Origin of the sequence: Pseudomonas psychrophila HA-4 (genome assembly GCF_000282975.1) — a bacterium.
Taxonomy (GTDB): domain Bacteria; phylum Pseudomonadota; class Gammaproteobacteria; order Pseudomonadales; family Pseudomonadaceae; genus Aquipseudomonas; species Aquipseudomonas psychrophila_A.
The window spans coordinates 16982-38099 of record NZ_ALJC01000131.1 but is presented as its reverse complement, the minus strand read 5'-3'; the positions used below and the strand labels follow the sequence as shown (position 1 = coordinate 38099).

At 56.0% G+C, this 21118-nt stretch carries 16 protein-coding genes; 12 read left to right on the top strand and 4 right to left on the bottom strand.

Going from position 1 to position 21118, the window contains the following annotated elements; translation table 11 throughout:
• The first annotated feature begins 48 nt into the window (after positions 1-48).
• From B347_RS0123100 to B347_RS0123080, 5 genes are all read left to right on the top strand, one after another.
• Entirely contained in the window at positions 49-987 is a 939-nt protein-coding gene (locus B347_RS0123100; protein WP_019412066.1) for a rhodanese-related sulfurtransferase, read from the top strand.
• 1 nt (position 988) lies between these two features.
• On the top strand, positions 989-1624 hold the full coding sequence (locus tag B347_RS0123095; RefSeq protein WP_019412065.1) for a DsbA family protein: 636 nt from the start codon (positions 989-991) through the stop codon (positions 1622-1624).
• Positions 1625-1637: 13 nt separating this feature from the next.
• On the top strand, positions 1638-3434 hold the full coding sequence (locus tag B347_RS0123090; RefSeq protein WP_026014377.1) for an ABC transporter ATP-binding protein: 1797 nt from the start codon (positions 1638-1640) through the stop codon (positions 3432-3434).
• A 145-nt stretch (positions 3435-3579) separates the two neighbouring features.
• Entirely contained in the window at positions 3580-6039 is a 2460-nt protein-coding gene (locus B347_RS0123085) for an EAL domain-containing protein (protein WP_019412063.1), read from the top strand.
• A 45-nt stretch (positions 6040-6084) separates the two neighbouring features.
• Positions 6085-6870, top strand: a complete 786-nt coding sequence (locus tag B347_RS0123080; protein WP_019412062.1) for a TenA family transcriptional regulator — start codon at positions 6085-6087, stop codon at positions 6868-6870.
• Positions 6871-7001: 131 nt separating this feature from the next.
• On the opposite strand, the gene B347_RS0123075 is transcribed toward B347_RS0123080, so the two are convergent.
• The 4 genes from B347_RS0123075 to B347_RS0123060 form a co-directional block, all read right to left on the bottom strand.
• Positions 7002-7742, bottom strand: coding sequence for a YciK family oxidoreductase (locus B347_RS0123075; protein WP_019412061.1), 741 nt, complete (start codon positions 7740-7742; stop codon positions 7002-7004).
• A 45-nt stretch (positions 7743-7787) separates the two neighbouring features.
• Positions 7788-8459 (bottom strand): N-acetylmuramic acid 6-phosphate phosphatase MupP, encoded by a 672-nt coding sequence (mupP, locus tag B347_RS0123070; protein WP_026014376.1) that lies wholly within the window; start codon positions 8457-8459, stop codon positions 7788-7790.
• A gap of 3 nt (positions 8460-8462) precedes the next feature.
• The gene (gene ubiG / locus B347_RS0123065; RefSeq protein ID WP_019412059.1) at positions 8463-9161 is read right to left on the bottom strand and encodes a bifunctional 2-polyprenyl-6-hydroxyphenol methylase/3-demethylubiquinol 3-O-methyltransferase UbiG; all 699 of its coding nucleotides are present in this window, start codon (positions 9159-9161) and stop codon (positions 8463-8465) included.
• 64 nt (positions 9162-9225) lie between these two features.
• A complete protein-coding gene (locus tag B347_RS0123060; RefSeq protein ID WP_019412058.1) occupies positions 9226-10557 on the bottom strand; it encodes a TRZ/ATZ family hydrolase in 1332 nt (443 codons plus the stop codon).
• A gap of 108 nt (positions 10558-10665) precedes the next feature.
• Here B347_RS0123060 and mtnA point away from each other — a divergent pair, with 108 nt between their 5' ends.
• From mtnA to cmk, 7 genes are all read left to right on the top strand, one after another.
• Entirely contained in the window at positions 10666-11742 is a 1077-nt protein-coding gene (gene mtnA / locus B347_RS0123055) for an S-methyl-5-thioribose-1-phosphate isomerase (RefSeq protein ID WP_019412057.1), read from the top strand.
• Positions 11743-12048: 306 nt separating this feature from the next.
• A complete protein-coding gene (gene gyrA, locus B347_RS0123050; RefSeq protein ID WP_019412056.1) occupies positions 12049-14712 on the top strand; it encodes a DNA gyrase subunit A in 2664 nt (887 codons plus the stop codon).
• A 138-nt stretch (positions 14713-14850) separates the two neighbouring features.
• Positions 14851-15936 carry a 3-phosphoserine/phosphohydroxythreonine transaminase gene (serC, locus tag B347_RS0123045; protein WP_026014375.1) on the top strand — a complete coding sequence of 362 codons (1086 nt, stop codon included), beginning with the start codon at positions 14851-14853 and terminating at the stop codon, positions 15934-15936.
• Complete coding sequence (pheA, locus tag B347_RS0123040) at positions 15936-17030, top strand: prephenate dehydratase (protein WP_019412054.1); 1095 nt, start codon at positions 15936-15938, stop codon at positions 17028-17030. Before serC ends, pheA begins: the two co-directional genes overlap by 1 nt.
• 10 nt (positions 17031-17040) lie before the next feature.
• Positions 17041-18153 carry a histidinol-phosphate transaminase gene (gene hisC / locus B347_RS0123035; RefSeq protein WP_019412053.1) on the top strand — a complete coding sequence of 371 codons (1113 nt, stop codon included), beginning with the start codon at positions 17041-17043 and terminating at the stop codon, positions 18151-18153.
• 28 nt (positions 18154-18181) lie between these two features.
• The gene (locus tag B347_RS0123030) at positions 18182-20389 is read left to right on the top strand and encodes a bifunctional prephenate dehydrogenase/3-phosphoshikimate 1-carboxyvinyltransferase (protein WP_026014374.1); all 2208 of its coding nucleotides are present in this window, start codon (positions 18182-18184) and stop codon (positions 20387-20389) included.
• A complete protein-coding gene (gene cmk / locus B347_RS0123025) occupies positions 20386-21075 on the top strand; it encodes a (d)CMP kinase (RefSeq protein WP_019412051.1) in 690 nt (229 codons plus the stop codon). Before B347_RS0123030 ends, cmk begins: the two co-directional genes overlap by 4 nt.
• Positions 21076-21118: the final 43 nt, after the last annotated feature.

The following is a 21118-nucleotide window of genomic DNA, read 5'->3' as shown; positions in this document are numbered from 1 at the left end:
GGTATCCGGTTCGCCCTTTGCGAGGGTAGCCACCTGGAGAGAGACACGATGAGCGCGTCAATTGTTGTAGCTGCACTGTATAAATTCGTCACCCTTGAAGATTACGTCGAACTGCGCGAACCCTTGCTCAAGGCAATGGTTGATAACGGTATCAAAGGCACTTTGCTGATCGCTGAAGAAGGCATTAACGGCACCGTTTCCGGCAGCCGCGAAGGGATCGACGGGCTGATGGCTTGGCTCAGAAACGATCCGCGCATGGTCGATATCGACCACAAGGAATCCTACTGCGAAGATCAGCCGTTCTATCGGACCAAGGTCAAGCTGAAGAAAGAAATCGTGACACTTGGCGTTGACGGTGTGGACCCGAACAAAAAAGTCGGAACCTATGTCGACCCCGAGAACTGGAATGCGCTGATCAGCGATCCAGAGGTGTTATTGATTGACACCCGTAACGACTACGAAGTCTCGATTGGCACGTTTGAAGGTGCCATCGATCCGAAAACCACCAGTTTTCGTGAGTTTCCTGACTACATCAAAGCCAACTTCGACCCGGCCAAGCACAAGAAAGTCGCCATGTTCTGCACCGGCGGCATTCGTTGTGAAAAAGCATCGAGCTATATGCTTAGCCAGGGGTTTGACGAGGTCTATCACCTTAAAGGCGGGATTCTGAAGTACCTCGAAGCCGTGCCGCAGGAAGAAACCAAGTGGCAAGGCGACTGCTTCGTGTTTGATAACCGTGTCACCGTGCGTCACGACCTGACCGAGGGCGAGTACGATCAGTGCCATGCCTGTCGTACCCCTATCAGCGCTGCCGACCGTGAATCTGAGCACTACCAGCCGGGGATCAGTTGCCCGCATTGCTGGGACAAGCTGAGCGAAAAAACGCGTCGCAGCGCGATTGACCGTCAAAAGCAGATTGAACTGGCCAAGGCCCGCAATCAGCCACACCCGATTGGTCACAACTACCGCAAACCTGCCGAGGCCTGATATGTCTGCGCGCCTGCTCTATGTGATGGATCCGATGTGCTCATGGTGTTGGGGTTTTGCGCCTATTGCACAAGCCTTGGTTGAGCAGGCGCACGCCGCAGGTGTGGAGTTGCACTTGGTAGTGGGCGGGTTGCGCACTGGCAGCGGGGCAGCGTTGGAGCCTGCCGCTCGACGTTACATTCTTGAACATTGGCAGGCGGTCGCCGAGGCCACTGGGCAAGCGTTCCGTTTTGAAGGTGCGTTGCCTGAGGGTTTTGTCTATGACTGTGAGCCCGCGTGTCGTGCGGTGGTAGCGGCGCGCAGTCTGGAACCTGAGTGCGCGTGGGCGTTGCTTAAGCTCATTCAGCAGGCGTTTTATGTGCAAGGGTTGGACGTGACGCAAACAGCGTTGCTGGTCGAGCTTGCCGAGCAGGCCGGTGTCCCTCGAATTGAGTTCGCCGCTGCGTTTGACAGCCTCGAGCAGCATGCGGCCACGGTTGCAGACTTCACCTGGGTTCAGGATTTGGGCATTGCCGGGTTCCCCACCTTGCTGGCCGAGCGTAATGGTCAATTGGCATTGCTGACCAACGGCTATCAGCCGCTTGAACCGCTGGCTGATCTGTTGGGTCGTTGGCTTGAACGTGCCGCGAGTGTCTGATCCCTCTTCGACGTTGTCCACCTCCCGTACCGCTGATCGTCTGAGTTGGGCCGAAATACGGCGCTTGGCCCTGCACCATAAAAAAGCGTTGTGGATTGCCAATGGCGTGGCGGTGTTGGCTACGTTGTGCAGCGTGCCGATCCCGTTGCTATTGCCGTTGTTGGTGGACGAAGTGTTGCTGGGGCATGGCGACGCGGCGTTGAAAGTGATGAACAACGCGTTGCCTTCTGCGTGGCAGACGTCGGTGGGCTATATCGGCCTGATGCTCTTGATGACGTTGCTGCTGCGTTCAGGCGCGCTGTTGTTCAACGTGTTGCAGGCACGGCTGTTTTCACTGCTGGCCAAAGACATAGTGGTTCGTATTCGCGTGCGTTTGATTGAGCGCTTAAAACGTATCTCGCTGGCGGAATATGAAAGCCTTGGCAGCGGCACCGTAACGACTCATCTGGTCACCGACCTCGACACCCTCGACAAGTTTGTTGGCGAGACGTTAAGCCGGTTTTTGGTGGCAATGCTCACCTTGATCGGAACGTCGGCGATTTTGCTGTGGATGCACTGGCAGTTGGCGTTGTTGATCCTGTTGTTTAACCCGCTGGTGATTTACGCCACGGTGCAATTGGGCAAGCGCATCAAGCATCTTAAAAAGCTCGAAAACGACAGCACGGCGCGTTTTACTCAAGCCCTGACTGAAACTCTTGATGCCATTCAAGAAGTACGCGCGGGTAACCGTCAGGCGTTTTTCCTCGGCCGTCTGCAGCAGCGGGCGCGTGAAGTGCGGGATTTTGCCGTCGCCTCGCAATGGAAAAGTGATGCATCTAACCGCGCCAGTGGTTTGTTGTTCCAGTTCGGTATCGATATTTTCCGTGCGGCGGCGATGCTGACTGTGCTGTTCTCCGACTTGTCGATTGGCCAAATGCTGGCGGTGTTTAGCTACCTGTGGTTCATGATCGGGCCGGTCGAACAACTGTTGAATTTGCAATACGCTTTTTATGCGGCAGGCGGGGCGCTGACGCGTATCAACCAATTGCTGGCGCGTGCAGATGAGCCGCAATACCAGGGCGGCGTTAACCCGTTTGCGGGGCGCGAGACAGTGGGTATCGATATTCGTGACCTGAGTTTCAGTTATGGCGAAGAGCGCGTACTGGATCAGCTCAACCTGAGCATTGCGCCCGGCGAGAAAGTGGCGATTGTCGGCACCAGTGGCGGCGGCAAGAGTACTTTGGTGCAACTGCTGCTCGGGTTGTATACGCCGCAGTCTGGGAGCATTTCCTTTGCAGGTGTCAGTCAACCAGACATTGGCCTAGAGACCATTCGCGAGCATGTGGCAGTGGTGTTGCAGCATCCTGCGCTGTTCAACGATACGGTGCGGGCCAACTTGACCATGGGGCGTGAGCGCACCGATGAAGCTTGCTGGCGTGCACTGGAAATCGCTCAACTCGATGGCACTATTCTGACCTTGCCCCACGGTTTGGACAGCATTGTCGGGCGTTCAGGTGTGCGCTTGTCGGGTGGGCAGCGCCAGCGCTTGGCGATTGCCCGGATGGTACTGGCCGAGCCCAAGATAGTGATTCTCGATGAGGCCACCAGCGCCCTTGATGCGGCCACCGAATACAACCTGCATCACGCTTTAGGAAAATTCTTGAGCGGGCGCACGACTTTGATCATCGCTCACCGACTTTCTGCGGTAAAACAGGCGGACAGGGTGTTGGTGTTTGATGGTGGGCACATTGCTGAAGACGGTGACCACCAGCAGTTAATTGCTGAGGGCGGCCTTTATGCAAAATTGTACGGGCATTTACAGCAAACCTGAGGCGAGTGACCGGAATGCTAGCCGCGTGAGCTTATTGGGTGTTTACCAGCACTAGGAGTTGTTCCAAATGTCGGAAATTAGCCTAGGCTGATTTCTTAGGCTCTCTCTCTGGAGTTCATCTGGCAGCTTGAAGCAAAGGGAACTCATGAAGCCAAAAAATACCTTTGGAACACCGCATTTGTTAGGGATTGTCTGGCCCTTTATTGCGGTAGTGCTGTTTCAGGCGTTATTGGGCTGTGTGAGCCTCTATATGCTCTCTGCGGTGAGGGGGTATGTAGCAGGTGAAAGTTTATGGTCCAAAGGTCAGAAAGATGCGATCTACTTTCTAAGCCTATATGCCGACAGTCGCGATCCTTCTATTTTCGAGCAGTACGAGCAGTCCATTCTGGTACCCCTGGGTGGCCATAAGCTTAGGGCGGCACTGGATCAATCGTCGCCTGACATAGCGGCGGCCCGCGAAGGCATCCTGCAGGGCGGTAATAGCCCTGAAGATGTCTCCAGCCTTATTTGGTTCTATCAAAACTTTCGCAACTTCAGCTATCTGGACAAGGCCATCCAGAAATGGAGTGTGGGCGATGATTATCTGGTCAAGCTCGATAATCTGGCGCAAGAGATGCATCGACTTATCAGCACCCAACAGGCGTCAGAAGCTGACATCAAGCATTGGAAGGGGCAGATCTACACCATCAATGAGGCGGTGACGCCGGCTGCTAAGGCGTTTAGCGACGCGTTGGGCGAAGCGTCGCGCTTTATTCTGAAGTTGCTGGTCATCACCAACCTAGCCACGGCCCTAGGGCTAATTTCTCTGGCGCTGCTGCGTACGCAAAAAATTCTGCTGCAACGTAGTGCATTTGCTGAAGCGTTGCAGTTAGAGAAGGAGCGGGTGCAGATCACCTTGGAATCCATTGGTGATGGGGTTATCAGTACCGATGTGAATGGGGCTATCGCCTACATGAACCCGGCTGCCGAGCGGCTGACTCACTGGAAGTCCGAGCAGGCTCAAGGCGTGCCGCTCGGGGCATTGTTCAAACTGCTTGATGAAGGCGCGCCAGAAGATGGCTTCAAGCTGATAGATCGCGTGCTCAGCGGTCAGTTAGATGACAACAGCGAACACTCCAAGTTGATTCAGCGCATGGACGGCAGCACGGTGGCCGTCACGCTGGTGGGGGCGCCCCTCTTGCATGCAGGCAAGGTTAGCGGGGCGGTGCTGGTGCTGCATGACATGACTCAAGAGCGCCAGTACATAGCTAACTTGTCTTGGCAGGCGACCCATGATGCGCTGACCGGGTTGGCTAATCGGCGCGAGTTTGAGTATCGCCTGGACTTGGTGCTGCAAAATCTGACCCGCCAGCAGGGGCGGCATGCGCTGATGTTCCTCGATCTTGATCAGTTCAAGCTGGTTAATGACACCTGCGGGCATGCGGCGGGTGACGAGTTACTGCGTCATATCTGTGCACTTTTGCAATCCGGCCTGCGTGAAGGTGACACTTTGGCGCGACTGGGCGGCGATGAATTCGGCATTTTGCTGGAGAATTGTCCGGCTGATATGGCCGAAAAAATTGCTGAAGGGCTGCGTCAGACGGTGCAAAGCCTGCATTTTGCCTGGAAGGGCCGTCCGTTTCTGAACACCATCAGCATTGGCCTGGTGCATATCCATCAAATGCCGGTGACGCTGGAGGCCTCCTTGCGTGCGGCGGACATGGCCTGCTACATGGCCAAGGAGAAAGGGCGCAACCGGGTACAGGTTTATCACGAGGATGACTCTGAACTGTCATTACGCTTTGGTGAAATGGCATGGGTACAGCGTTTGCATGTTGCGTTGGAAGAAGACCGCTTCTGCCTCTACTCACAAGCGATCGTTCCACTGGGGAGCGCCCAGGAAGACAGCGGCCACATTGAAATTTTGTTGCGTCTGGAAGATGAAAACGGACGCATGATCCTGCCTGACAGTTTTATCCCGGCGGCTGAGCGTTATGGTTTGATCACCTCCATTGACCGTTGGGTGGTCGAGAATGTGTTCAAGATCATTTCCGAGTGTTCGGCCCAGGGTGATGGGCGACCGATGGCCACGTGTGCCATCAACCTCTCGGGCACGACTATTGGTGATGATGATTTTCTCGCGTTCTTGCACGAGCAGTTTGAATGCTATGGCGTTTCACCTAGCCAGATTTGTTTCGAAATCACGGAAACCAGCGCGATTGCCAATTTGGGTAGCGCCATTCGCTTTATCAATGATCTTAAGGCGCTGGGTTGCCAATTCTCTTTAGATGATTTTTGTGCAGGGATGTCTTCATTTGCTTATCTGAAACACCTGCCTGTCGATTTTTTAAAGATTGATGGCAGCTTTGTAAAAGACATGCTTGATGATCCAATTAATCGGGCTATGGTAGAAGTGATTAATCATATCGGGCACGTTATGGGTAAGCGTACGATTGCCGAATTCGTCGAATCCTCGAAAATCGAGCAGGCTTTGGTCGAGATCGGCGTCGACTTTGCGCAGGGTTATGTTGTTGAACGCCCGCACGTGTTCACGTGTGACAGTTTGTGGTACCGGCCCAAGCGCCCCAGACCTTTGGCTTTGAAGTTGCCGGGCACTTTGCGCTAAGTGCTACTGGTTTTTTGAACATCACCTTTCAGAAGGAACCCGATAGTGATCGACGTATTCAACCGTACTGGGCCTCTTATGGATGCGACCAGTTACCCCGAGTGGGCACAGCAACTGATCCGCGATTGCAGCGAAAGCAAGCGGCGGGTGGTTGAGCATGAAGTCTATAAGCGTATGCGTGATAACACGCTCAGCGAAAAGACCATGCGCCTTTACCTGATCGGAGGCTGGCCGGTGGTCGAGCAGTTCTCTCTTTACATGGGGCACAACCTAGGCAAAACCCGTTATGGCCGCCACCCTGGCGAAGACATGGCGCGCCGCTGGTTGATTCGCAACATCCGGGTTGAGTTAAACCATGCAGACTATTGGGTGAACTGGGCGCGCGCGCATGATGTCAGCCTTGACGACATGAACGCACAGGATATTCCGGCCGAATTTCAGGCCCTCAATGACTGGTGCTGGCATAGCTGCGCGACGGATTCGCTGGCGGTGTCGATGGCAGCGACCAACTACGCGATCGAAGGGGCGGTGGGTGAGTGGGCTGCTGTCGTATGCTCCAAAAGCATCTACGAAGATTCCTTCCCGCAGGAAGGGCGCAAGCGCGCAATGAAATGGCTAAAGATGCACGCCCAATATGACGATGAACATCCTTGGGAAGCGCTGGAAATTATCTGCACTCTGGCGGGGATGAACCCGAGTCAGGAGCTGAAAACCGAATTGCGCAAAGCGATTTGCAAGAGCTATGACTACAAGTACCTGTTTTTGCAGAGCTGTATGCAATACGAAAAAGCCCCTGTAGTGCGTGAGCATAAAGAGCTGGAAGTGAGCTGATTGGTTGCAGGCGCGTTAGCGTCTGCGAGGTATTCAGGTAGCGCAACGCGTGCGTGAAGATCAACACAGCTGGCATAAAAAACCGAAGGATGCGTGCGAGCGCTCCCTTCGGTTTTTTTGTGGCGATGCGTTTATTGTGCGTCGAATGCCTGTCCGTTGATTCCGGTGCTGTCCGGCCCCATCAGGTACAGGTAGACCGGCATGATGGCTTGCGGCTCTGGGTTGTTCTGCGGGTTTTCGCCTGGGTAGGCCAATGCGCGCATGCTGGTCCGGGTGGCACCAGGGTTGATGCTGTTGGAGCGAACGGGTGAAACAGTTTCAACTTCGTCGGCGAGGGTTTGCATCAAGCCTTCGGTGGCGAACTTCGAAACGCCGTAAGCACCCCAATAGGCGCGGCCTTTTCGCCCAACGCTGCTGGACGTGAAGATCACGCTAGCGTCCTGCGACAGCTTGAGCAGCGGCAGTAGGGTGCTAGTGAGCATAAACGTAGCGTTGACGTTGACTTGCATGACCCGCATGAAGTTCTCGCCGGACAACTGTTCAAGTGGCGTGCGTGGGCCGATGATCGAGGCGTTGTGCAGCAGGCCGTCAAGGTGGCCGAACTCGCTTTCAATCATCGCGGCCAGCTCGTCGTACTGATGCGGCAACGCGGTTTCGAGGTTGAAAGGTATGACAGCCGGTTGTGGATGTCCTGCGGCTTCAATGTCGTCGTAAACCTGGCTCAGGTTGGCTTCTGTCTTGCCGAGCAGTAGCACGGTTGCGCCGTGTGCCGCGTAGGTTTTGGCAGCTGCGGCACCAATGCCGCGACCCGCGCCGGTGACCAAAATGACGCGGCCCTGGAGCAGGTTGGGGCGGGCGGAGTAATCAAACATAAAACACCTCAACAAAAAGCAATGATCGCGTGCTGCGTCTGTGTGTTAGCAGCTGCATATTGCGTTATCCAGCACCTTGCGCAACTCGGCCGGGTGATCAACCACAACATCTGCGCCCCAATGGTTCGGGTTGTCGTTGGGGTGGATATAGCCATAACGCACAGCGGCAGTTTTGGTGCCTGCATCGCGTCCCGACTCGATGTCGCGCAGGTCGTCACCCACAAACAGCACGCTGGCCGGATCAAGGTTGAGCATTTTGCAGGCCAAGATCAGCGGTTCTGGATCGGGTTTGCTGCGGGTGACATGGTCAGGGCAGATCAGCACGGCGGAACGCTCGGCCAGCCCCAGTTGTTCCATGATCGGCTGGGCAAACCGAACCGGTTTGTTGGTCACGACGCCCCACACCAAATGAGCTTTTTCGATGTCTGCCAGCAGTTCGGCCATGCCGTCAAACAGCTTGCTGTGTACAGCACAGTCACGCTGATAGCGCTCCAGAAACTCTTGGCGCAGGGCTTCGAAGTTTGGAGATTCAGGGTCCATGCCAAAGGTGACGGCGACCATTGCGCGCGCCCCCCCGGAGACTTCATCGCGAATCAGCTTGTCAGCAATCGGCGGCAGATCGCGTTCGGCACGCATGGCCTGGCAGATGGCGATAAAGTCCGGCGCGGTGTCGAGCAGAGTGCCGTCCATGTCAAAAAGAACTGCTCTTAAACGCATGTATTACTCCTCGCGAAGGGTCTGGATCATGTAGTTGACGTCTACATCGTTGGCCAGTTTGTAGTGCTTGGTCAGCGGGTTGTACGTCAGGCCGATGATGTCTTTGACGCTCAGGCCGGCTTGACGGCTCCAGGCACCCAGTTCTGACGGGCGAATGAACTTCTTGAAGTCATGGGTCCCGCGTGGGATCAGCTTCATGATGTATTCAGCGCCGATAATCGCGAACAAATAGGATTTCGGGTTGCGGTTGATGGTTGAGAAGAATACTTGGCCGCCGGGTTTGACCATCGTGTAGCAGGCGCGGATCACGGACGCTGGATCTGGCACGTGCTCCAGCATTTCAAGGCAGGTCACTGCATCGAATTGCCCAGGCATCTCGAGCGCCAGTTCTTCAGCGGTGATCTGGCGGTATTCAACGTTTACACCGGATTCGAGCTGGTGCAGTTGTGCAACGGCCAGTGGTGCCTCGCCCATGTCGATACCCATCACGGTCGCGCCGCGTTGAGCCATTGATTCGCTGAGGATGCCGCCGCCACAACCGACATCTAGCACTTTTTTGCCAGCCAGTTGCACGCGCTCGTCAATCCAGTTGACGCGTAACGGGTTGATGTCGTGTAGCGGTTTGAACTCGCTTTCGCGGTCCCACCAGCGATGGGCAAGCGCCTCGAATTTGGCGATCTCGGCGTGGTCGACGTTGCTCATGGGTAAATCCTCTAAAGCTGAAAAATCCTGGTAAAACTCAGGGTCTGAACCCTGAGGATTGGAATCAATGAGTATGGCTATTTATACGCTCGCCCCAGGCTTTGGCAGTCGCGCACAGGTGTTGTTCATCCATGCGGGTCAATTGGCCATTGTCGAGCAGTTGCTTGCCTGCAACCCACAGGTGCTTCACGCACTCTCGGCCGGTGGCGTAGATCAGCTGTGATACGGGGTCATAAACAGGCTGTTGCGCCAGTCCGCTCAGGTCAAATGCCACAATATCGGCCGCTTTGCCGACCTCAATTGAACCCACTTCACTTTCAAGGCCTAGGGCGCGTGCGCCGTTTAGCGTTGCCATGCGCAGTGCACGATGTGCATCCAGGGCTGTGGCTGAACCTGAAACCGCTTTGGCCAGTAAGGCTGCAGTGCGTGTTTCGCCGAGCAAGTCGAGGTCATTATTGCTGGCTGCCCCGTCGGTGCCAACCGCGACATTGACACCCGCCTGCCATAAACGCTCAACCGGGCAGAAGCCACTGGCCAGTTTCAGGTTGGATTCGGGGCAATGAATCACGCTGGAGTTGCTTTCTACCAGCGTGCTCAGGTCGTCATCACTGATCTGAGTCATGTGAACGGCTTGGAAGCGCGGGCCTAGCAGGCCCAGGCGTGCGAGGCGGGCCACTGGGCGCTCACCCTTTTGTTCGACGGCCTGTTGCACTTCGAAAGCGGTTTCGTGCACATGCATTTGAATCGAGGCGTCTAACTCGTCGGCAATCACCCGGACTTTCTCCAGGTTTTCGTCGCCTACGGTATAAGGCGCATGTGGGCCGAAGGCGATTTTGATGCGCGGGTGGTATTTCAGGTCGCCGAATAGCTCGACTGCTTGGCGCAGGGATTCATCTGCAGAGCTGGCGCCGGGAATTGGAAAATCGAGAATCGGAATCGCTATTTGGGCGCGGATGCCGCTGTTGTGCGCGCGTTCGCTGGCCACTTTCGGGAAGAAATACATATCGCTGAAGCAGGTGATACCGCCTTTGAGCTGCTCGGCAATGGCTAAGTCGGTGCCGTCGCGCACGAATGCTTCATCGACCCATTTGGCTTCGGCTGGCCAGATGTGTTTTTCCAGCCAGGTCATCAGTGGTAGGTCATCGGCCATGCCGCGGAACAAGGTCATCGCAGCGTGGCCGTGGGCATTGATCAACCCTGGGCTGAGCAGCATGTCTGGCAGTTCGCGGGTTTCAAGGGCTGTGTGCTTCAAGGCCACATGGCGCGGGCCAATAAACACAATGCGTCCGTCCCGAATACCAACGCCATGATCTTTGAGTACAACTGAAGCGGGTTCAACAGGCACCAGCCAGGTGGGTAGCAGCAGTAAGTCGAAGGTCAAGGTTTGGGTTGGCATCTAAAACGGCTTCCCGTGCATTATAAAAAAGGAGGCGAGTATACCCGAGCGTCTTAAGGGTGGGCTCGCTATAATCGGTGGCTTTGTATCAGGGTGATAGGGGAAGTCATGCGCGATCAGTTGTTGGCGGCAGAAAAGGTAAAGGCCATTGATTGGCGGGGTGAGGCCCTGTATCTGCTGGATCAGCGCAGCTTGCCCTTTGAAGAGAGCTGGTTGGCATTTACCGGGGTTGCAGGGGTCGCTCAGGCCGTTCGCGATATGGTTGTGCGCGGCGCCCCGGCGATTGGTATTGCTGCGGCTTATGGGGTGGTGCTGGCTGTTCGTGCGCGCAAGGGTGCAGGCGGCGACTGGGTCGCGGCGCTGGAGCAGGATTTTACCCTGCTGGCGAACTCGCGTCCGACCGCAGTTAACTTGTTTTGGGCGCTCAATCGCATGCGCGATCGTCTGGCGCGCAGCAAAGACAATGCTGATGTTTTGCAAGTGCTTGAAGACGAAGCGATTGCAATACATGAGAGTGATCGTGAGGCCAATCTGACGATGGCGCAGCTGGGTGTTGATGTGATTCGTCGGCATCAAGGCAATGCTCAGACGGTGCTGACGCACTGCAACACTGGTGCACTGGCGACCGGTGGATTTGGTACGGCGCTTGGGGTAATTCGAGGTGCCTGGATTGAAGGCATGATCGAGCAGGTTTATGCCGATGAGACCCGGCCCTGGCTACAAGGGTCGCGCCTGACCGCATGGGAGCTGGCTAACGAAGGTATTCCAGTCATATTGAATGTTGACTCGGCGGCGGCTCACATCATGAAAACCAAGGGCGTGACGTGGGTGATCGTGGGTGCCGACCGCATTACTGCCAATGGTGATGTTGCGAACAAAATCGGCACATATCAGTTGGCGGTCAACGCGATGCACCATGGCGTGCGCTTTATGGTGGTTGCGCCGAGTTCGACCATCGACATGGACTTGGCCAGTGGCGATGACATTCCGATTGAAGAACGTGATGGTAGTGAGTTGCTGGAGGTCGGGGGTAAGCGTGTCGGCGCCGATGTTCAGGCGTTCAATCCGGTGTTTGATGTGACTCCTGCAGACTTGATCGACGTTATCGTGACCGAGAAGGGTATTGTGGAGCGTCCGGACGCAGCCAAAATGGCTCAGTTGATGTGTCGCAAGCGATTGCACTGAGGCAGCTATAAGCGACAAGTTGTAAGCGCCAAGCTTGAAGCCAAGGCTGCGAGACGCGTTAATCTTGTTATGCGCTGTGAACTTGCAGCTTGTCGCTTGAAGCTTGTAGCTGCGAAGCACGCCAATTGTGATAACATTCGGCGGTTTCCGGGGTGCCCTGCAAGGGTTGCCCTTACTGCGCAAATCCGTAGCATAACTCGTTGATTTGTCGTAAGTCGTTGCGTGGCACGTGGCCAGCGACGGCGAGCTTCGTTCGTCCCGAATGGATGTGGCGAAGTTTCACCCGAAAAAGGAATCAGGCTTCTCATGGGCGAACTGGCCAAAGAAATCCTCCCGGTCAATATCGAAGACGAGCTGAAACAGTCCTACCTCGACTACGCAATGAGCGTAATTGTCGGGCGGGCACTGCCTGATGCACGCGATGGCTTGAAGCCCGTGCACCGGCGTGTGCTGTTTGCGATGAGCGAACTGAATAACGACTGGAACAAGCCGTACAAGAAATCTGCCCGTGTGGTCGGTGACGTGATCGGTAAGTATCACCCGCATGGTGATATTGCTGTTTACGACACCATCGTTCGAATGGCTCAGCCATTCTCCCTGCGCTACCTGCTGGTAGACGGTCAGGGTAACTTCGGTTCGGTTGACGGCGATAACGCCGCGGCCATGCGATATACCGAAGTGCGCATGACCAAGTTGGCCCACGAGTTACTGGCCGACTTGCACAAGGAAACCGTGGATTGGGTGCCGAACTACGACGGCACGGAAATGATCCCGGCGGTCATGCCGACGCGCATCCCCAACTTGTTGGTCAACGGCTCCAGCGGTATCGCTGTGGGCATGGCCACCAATATCCCGCCGCACAACCTTGGCGAAGTTATCGACGGCTGTCTGGCGTTGATCGACAACCCTGAGTTGAGCATCGATGAGCTGATGCAGTTCATCCCAGGTCCGGACTTCCCGACAGCCGCGATTATCAACGGTCGTGCTGGCATCATCGAAGCCTATCGCACCGGTCGTGGCCGTATTTACATGCGTGCCCGCTCGATCATTGAAGACATCGACAAGGTCGGTGGTCGTCAACAGATCGTGATCACCGAGTTGCCTTACCAGTTGAACAAGGCGCGTTTGATCGAAAAGATCGCCGAACTGGTCAAAGAGAAAAAGCTCGAAGGCATCACCGAGTTGCGTGACGAGTCTGACAAAGACGGTATGCGTGTGGTGATCGAACTGCGTCGTGGCGAAGTGCCAGAGGTTATTCTCAATAACCTGTACGCACAGACCCAACTGCAAGCGGTGTTCGGGATCAACATCGTTGCCCTGATCGACGGCCGTCCGCGCATCCTGAACCTCAAGGATCTGCTTGAAGCGTTCGTGCGTCACCGTCGCGAAGTTGTCACGCGTCGCACCGTTTTCGAACTGCGCAAAGCGCGTGAGCGTGGTCATATCCTTGAAGGTCAGGCGGTTGCGCTGTCCAACATCGACCCTGTGATCGCGTTGATCAAGGCATCGCCAACGCCGTCTGAAGCCAAAGAAGCGCTGATCAGCACCCCTTGGGAGTCGACGGCAGTTGTGGCGATGGTTGAACGTGCTGGTGCTGATTCGTGCCGTCCGGAAAATCTCGATCCGCAATACGGTCTGCGTGACGGTAAGTACTTCCTGTCGCCAGAGCAGGCGCAAGCCATTCTTGAATTACGCCTGCACCGTTTGACCGGTCTTGAGCACGAGAAGCTGCTGGCTGAATATCAAGAAATTTTGAACCAGATCGGCGAGCTGATCCGCATCCTCAATAGCGCTGTGCGCTTGATGGAAGTGATCCGTGAAGAGCTGGAAGTCATTCGTGCCGAGTACGGCGATGTTCGTCGTACCGAAATTCTGGATCATCGTCTCGACCTGACACTGGGCGACATGATTCCAGAAGAAGAGCGTGTGGTGACTATTTCCCACGGTGGCTATGCCAAGACTCAGCCGCTGGCTGCGTACCAGGCTCAGCGTCGTGGCGGTAAAGGCAAGTCGGCCACAGGCATCAAGGATGAGGACTACATCGCTCACCTCTTGGTTGCCAACAGCCATACCACGCTGTTGCTGTTCTCCAGCAAAGGCAAGGTGTACTGGCTCAAGACCTACGAAATTCCAGAAGCCTCCCGCGCTGCGCGTGGTCGTCCTCTGGTGAACCTGTTGCCGTTGGACGATGGTGAATATATCACCACCATGCTGCCGGTTGAGGAATACACCGAGGGTCACTTCATCTTCATGGCAACCGCTAACGGCACCGTGAAGAAGACCCCGCTGGAATCTTTCAGCCGTCAACGTAGCGTTGGTTTGATCGCGCTGGAGCTGGATGAAGGTGACGTGCTGATCAGTGCTGCAATCACCGATGGCGAACGCGAAGTGATGCTGTTCTCCGACGGCGGCAAGGTCACCCGCTTTAAAGAGTCTGATGTGCGTGCGATGGGCCGTACCGCTCGTGGTGTGCGCGGCATGCGTCTGCCAGAAGGTCAGAAACTGATCTCGATGCTCATTCCTGAAGAAGGCAGCCAGATCCTCACCGCTTCGGCACGTGGTTATGGCAAACGCACAGCGATCAGTGAGTTCCCTGAGTACAAGCGTGGTGGTCAGGGCGTCATCGCCATGGTCAGCAACGACCGTAACGGCCGTCTGGTCGGTGCGGTCCAGGTGCAGGACGGCGAGGAAATCATGCTGATTTCTGACCAGGGCACCTTGGTTCGTACGCGTGTTGACGAAGTGTCTAGCCTGGGTCGTAACACCCAGGGCGTTACCTTAATCAAGCTGGCCAGCGATGAAACGCTGGTAGGACTTGAGCGGGTTCAAGAGCCATCGGAAGTCGAAGGCGAAGAGCTTGAAGGTGAGGTCGATAGCGCAGTCGAGCTTGAGGGCGAGGTCATCCACGATGGCGTCGACCACGAGCAGCCGCTAGAGGCGGGCGCTGACGAAGAGCAGCCGCAGGAATAAGCGGACACACAGGGGGCGGATGAAGATTCGCCCCCTTGTTGTATGTCCAAGATGAATGTTGGCGTTGCGTCGCCTCGCTGTGCTGCGCAATGCCCTCCGATTTATTGCAAGACCCACCAAATCAGAGCGAGAGTGGATGTGAGCAAACGAGCCTATAACTTCTGCGCAGGTCCAGCTGCGCTTCCTGAAGCCGTCCTGTTGCGTGCCCAGTCCGAGTTGCTCGACTGGCATGGCAAAGGGCTCTCGGTTATGGAAATGAGCCATCGTAGCGATGAGTTCGTGTCCATTGCAACCAAGGCTGAGCAGGACCTGCGTGACCTGCTGTCTATCCCCTCGAACTACAAGGTCCTGTTTTTGCAGGGCGGCGCTAGCCAGCAATTTGCCCAAATCCCCTTGAATCTGCTGCCTGAGACTGGCACGGCGGATTACATCGATACCGGTATTTGGTCACAGAAAGCTATCGAAGAGGCTTCGCGCTACGGCCACGTCAACGTTGCTGTCAGTGCCAAGCCGTACGATTACTTCGCTATTCCCGGTCAGAACGAGTGGAATCTGACAAAAGACGCGGCCTACGTGCATTACGCGCCCAACGAAACCATTGGCGGTCTGGAATTCGACTGGATCCCGCAAACCGGTGATGTGCCCCTAATTGCCGACATGTCCTCGGACATCTTGTCGCGTCCGGTCGATATTTCCCGCTTCGGTATGATCTATGCGGGCGCACAGAAAAATATCGGTCCAAGCGGTATCGTGGTTAACATCGTCCGTGAAGACCTCCTTGGTCGTGCGCGCTCGATCTGCCCGACCATGCTTGATTACAAGGTCGCGGCCGACAATGGCTCGATGTACAACACGCCCCCAACCTTGGCCTGGTATCTGTCGGGTCTGGTGTTTGAATGGCTAAAAGAGCAGGGCGGCGTTGAAGCCATCGGCAAGCTCAATGAAGTTAAGAAACGTACTTTGTACGACTTCATTGACGCCAGCGGCTTATACAGCAACCCGATCAACAAGACCGATCGCTCGTGGATGAACGTGCCGTTCCGTCTGGCAGACGACCGTCTCGATAAGCCATTCCTGGTAGGCGCTGAGGCGCGCGGCTTGCTCAACCTTAAGGGGCATCGCTCGGTGGGCGGTATGCGCGCATCGATCTATAACGCTGTGGACATCCATGCAGTCAATGCGTTGGTGGCTTACATGGCAGAGTTCGAGAAGGAACACGGCTAATGTCCGAACAAGAACTCAAGGCTCTGCGCCTGCGTATCGACAGCTTGGACGAAAAAGTTCTGGAGCTGATCAGCGAGCGCGCTCGCTGTGCTCAGGAAGTGGCTCGGGTCAAAATGGCCTCGCTGGCTGAAGGCGAGGTGCCGGTGTTTTATCGGCCTGAGCGTGAGGCTCAGGTGCTCAAGCGTGTGATGGAGCGTAACAAGGGGCCGCTGGGTAACGAAGAGATGGCGCGTTTGTTCCGTGAAATCATGTCTTCTTGCCTGGCGTTGGAGCAGCCGCTCAAAGTGGCTTATCTGGGTCCCGAAGGCACCTTCACCCAAGCGGCGGCCATGAAGCACTTCGGCCATGCGGTCATCAGCAAGCCAATGGCTGCGATTGACGAAGTGTTCCGGGAAGTGGCGGCGGGCGCCGTCAACTTTGGTGTGGTGCCGGTGGAGAACTCCACGGAAGGCGCAGTCAATCACACGCTGGACAGCTTCCTTGAGCACGACATGGTGATCTGTGGCGAAGTTGAGCTGCGCATTCACCATCATCTTCTGGTTGGCGAAAATACCAAGACCGACAGCATCAGTCGTATTTACTCGCATGCCCAGTCGCTGGCGCAGTGCCGTAAGTGGCTGGACGCGCATTACCCGAATGTCGAGCGTATTGCAGTCTCAAGCAATGCCGAAGCCGCCAAGCGGGTCAAGGGTGAGTGGAACTCGGCAGCGATTGCCGGCGACATGGCGGCAGGTTTGTATGGCCTGACGCGCCTGGCTGAAAAAATCGAAGATCGCCCGGACAACTCCACGCGTTTCTTGATGATTGGCAGCCAAGAAGTCCCGCCGACCGGGGATGATAAAACCTCGATCATCGTGTCGATGAGCAACCGTCCAGGTGCGCTGCATGAGTTGTTGGTGCCGTTCTATGAGAACGGAATCGACCTCACCCGTATCGAGACACGCCCGTCGCGTAGCGGTAAGTGGACCTATGTGTTCTTCATCGACTTTGCTGGCCATCACCGCGACCCATTGGTTAAAAGCGTGCTGGAACAGATCAGTCAAGAAGCCGTAGCACTCAAGGTGCTGGGCTCCTACCCGAAAGCGGTTCTTTGAGGCGGTTCACATGAGCGCTGATTTCCTCGCCCTGGCACAGCCAGGCGTGCAACAACTTTCGCCATACGTCCCGGGCAAGCCTGTGGACGAGTTGGCGCGTGAGCTGGATATTGATCCGTCCACGATCGTTAAATTGGCCAGCAACGAAAATCCTTTGGGCGCGAGTCCCAAGGCGCTGACCGCCATACGAGAAGAATTGGCCGAGTTGACGCGCTATCCAGACGGTAATGGTTTTGCACTCAAAACCTTGTTGGCTGAACAGTGTGGCGTGCAACTTGATCAAGTGACTTTGGGTAATGGCTCAAACGACATTCTGGAGCTGGTAGCTCGTGCTTACTTGGCGCCCGGCCTGAATGCTGTGTTCAGTGAGCATGCGTTTGCCGTGTACCCGATTGTGACTCAAGCCGTGGGTGCGCAAGCGCGGGTAGTGCCTGCCAACGACTGGGGGCATGACCTGCCGGCCATGCTAGCGGCGATTGATGACAACACGCGCGTGGTGTTCATTGCCAATCCGAACAACCCGACGGGTACCTGGTTTGGTGCGCAGGCGCTGAACGAGTTTTTGCAGGACGTCCCTGAGCGAGTGTTGGTGGTTCTGGACGAGGCGTATATCGAATACGCGGAAGGTGGTGATCTGCCTGATGGCTTGGAGTTCTTGTCGGCCTATCCGAATTTGCTCGTGTCGCGCACGTTCTCTAAGGCCTATGGTTTGGCTGCCTTGCGGGTTGGATACGGTTTGTCGACAGCAGTTGTGGCTGATGTGTTGAATCGTGTTCGCCAGCCATTCAATGTCAACAGCCTGGCGTTGGCAGCTGCTTGTGCAGCCTTGCAAGATGCTGACTATCTGGCTGAAAGCCGTCGCTTGAACGAGGCGGGCATGCAGCAGTTACAAGATGGTTTCCGTGAATTGGGTCTGGGCTGGATTCCCTCCAAGGGCAATTTTATTGCGCTGGACCTGGGTCAGCTGGCAGCCCCTGTTTACCAAGGCTTGTTGCGTGAGGGCGTGATTGTGCGTCCGGTTGCCAACTACGGTATGCCAAATCACTTGCGTATCACTATTGGTCTGCCGGCGGAAAATACCCGCTTGCTTGAGGCGTTGGCCAAGGTTCTTGCTCGTGGTTGATGTTATATCGCTGAAACCTGTAAAGCCTATTGTGGGCCGGTTGGTTGTTGTCGGATTGGGTCTGATCGGCGGTTCCTTCGCCAAAGGTATACGTGAAAGCGGTTTGTGCGCTGAGGTCGTTGGCGTTGATTTGAATCCGAAGTCGCGTGCCTTGGCCGTTGAACTGGGTGTGGTTGACCGCTGTGAGGCTGATCTGGCAGCGGCCTGTGTGGGTGCTGATGTTATTCAGTTGGCAGTGCCGATTCTGGCCATGGAGAAAATGCTTGGCTTGTTGGCGGGCATGGATCTAGGGCAAGCCGTGCTGACGGATGTGGGCAGTGCCAAAGGAAACGTGGTGCGTGCTGCTACTGAGGCTTTCGGTGCGATGCCGGCCCGTTTCGTACCGGGGCATCCGATAGCCGGGTCCGAACAAAGCGGTGTTGAGGCTTCTAATGCCAGCCTGTTCGAGCGGCATAAGGTTATTTTGACGCCTTTAGCTGAAACCGATCCTGCTGCTCTGGCTCTGGTTGATGTGCTGTGGCGTGCCCTTGGGGCAGACGTCGAGCACATGCAGGTCGAGCGTCATGATGAGGTGTTAGCTGCGACCAGTCATTTGCCGCACTTGTTGGCTTTTGGTTTGGTGGACTCTCTTGCCAAGCGCAATGAGAATCTGGATATTTTTCGATACGCTGCCGGAGGCTTTCGCGATTTCACAAGAATCGCGGGTAGCGACCCGGTAATGTGGCATGACATTTTTCTCGCGAACCGCGAGGCAGTGTTGCGCACACTGGATACATTTCGTAGCGATCTCGACGCCTTGCGCGACGCGGTCGATGCGGGGGATGGGCATCAATTGTTGGGCGTTTTTACTCGCGCCCGGGTTGCTCGCGAGCATTTCAGTAAAATTCTGGCCCGCCGGGCATATGTGGACCCTATGAATTCAAATGATCTGATTTTCCTGGCTGAACCTGGTGGCACTGTGACTGGCCAGATCCGCGTGCCAGGTGACAAATCCATTTCTCACCGTTCGATCATGCTCGGCTCTCTGGCTGAAGGCACGACTGAGGTAGAAGGCTTCCTTGAGGGCGAAGATGCTCTGGCAACGCTGCAAGCGTTCCGTGACATGGGCGTCGTCATCGAAGGCCCGCATCAAGGTCGCGTCACTATTCATGGTGTTGGCCTGCATGGCTTGAAAGCGCCACCAGGGCCCATATATCTGGGTAACTCAGGCACGTCGATGCGTCTGTTGTCGGGTCTTTTGGCCGCGCAGAGTTTCGATACGACCCTGACTGGCGACGCTTCGCTGACCAAGCGGCCGATGAATCGCGTGGCTAACCCGTTGCGTGAAATGGGCGCAGTGATTGAAACGGCTGCTGAAGGCCGTCCGCCTATGACCATTCGTGGTGGGCACGCACTTAAAGGCATGGACTACACCTTGCCGATGGCCAGTGCTCAAGTGAAGTCCTGCCTGCTGTTGGCAGGTTTGTATGCTGAAGGCAAGACCTCCGTGACCGAGCCCGCACCGACTCGCGATCATACCGAGCGTATGCTGCGTGGCTTTGGCTATCCGGTCAGTGTTCAGGGCGCTACGGCGTCGGTAGAGTCGGGGCACAAGCTCACGGCGACCCATATTGAAGTGCCGGGCGATATTTCCTCGTCGGCGTTCTTCCTGGTGGCGGCTTCTATTGCTGACGGTTCGGACCTGGTCCTAGAGCATGTGGGCATTAACCCAACACGCACGGGCGTGATCGATATTTTGCGTTTAATGGGGGCGGACATCACCCTTGAGAATCAGCGCGAAGTGGGTGGCGAGCCCGTTGCTGATCTGCGAGTGCGTGCTGCCAAGCTTAAAGGTATCGAAATTCCGGAAGAGTTGGTGCCATTGGCCATTGACGAATTCCCGGTACTGTTCGTCGCCGCTGCTGTTGCAGAGGGTCGTACGATCCTGCGTGGTGCCGAAGAGTTGCGCGTTAAAGAGTCGGACCGAATTCAGGTCATGGCAGATGGTTTGCTGACGCTAGGCGTGAAGTGCGAGCCTACTCCCGACGGCATCATTATTGATGGCGGCTCAATCGGTGGTGGTGAGGTTCATGGTCATGGCGATCACCGTATCGCAATGGCATTCAGCGTTGCTTCGTTGCGTGCGACGGCGCCTATCCGAATTCACGATTGTGCCAACGTAGCGACTTCGTTCCCGAACTTCCTTGCGTTGTGCAAGCAAGTAGGTATTCGTGTAGCGCAAGAGGCTCAGTCGTGATTCTTTTGGCGCCGGTGATCACCATCGATGGGCCTAGTGGGTCGGGCAAGGGGACTGTTGCAGGTCGCTTGGCCGAGCATTTGGGTTGGAAATTGCTGGATTCCGGCGCCTTGTACCGTTTGTTGGCGTTTGCAGCTGTCAATCATGGTGTTGCGCTGGATAACGAAGGATTGCTGAGCCAATTGGCGGCACATCTTGACGTGCAGTTCGTCGGGGCGACGGATGGTAAGTCGGCTCGAATCGTACTCGAGGGTGATGACGTTACGCAGGCTATCCGCAATGAAGATGTTGCCGCAGGCGCATCGAAAGTAGCGGCCTTACCCGCGGTTCGTGAGGCTTTGCTGCAGCGTCAGCGGGCTTTTCAGGAGTTTCCGGGGCTTGTCGCCGACGGTCGTGACATGGGGACGGTGGTTTTTCCTGATGCGCCGCTCAAGGTATTTCTCACGGCTAGCGCCGAGGAACGGGCCCGTCGCCGTTACTTGCAGTTGAAGGCCAAGGGGGATGATGTTAGTCTCCCGCGTCTGTTGGATGAGATACGTGCCCGTGATGAGCGCGACACGCAGCGTGCAATAGCCCCGCTTAAGCCGGCGGCTGATGCAATACAGCTAGACTCTACCGAGTTGTCCATCGAGCAGGTGTTAGAACGCATCATGAGTGAAATCGCACTTCGCGATATTGCTGGATGACCAAGAGCGCGTGCAGGAGACCAGAAATAGTCCTGCGCGCCTT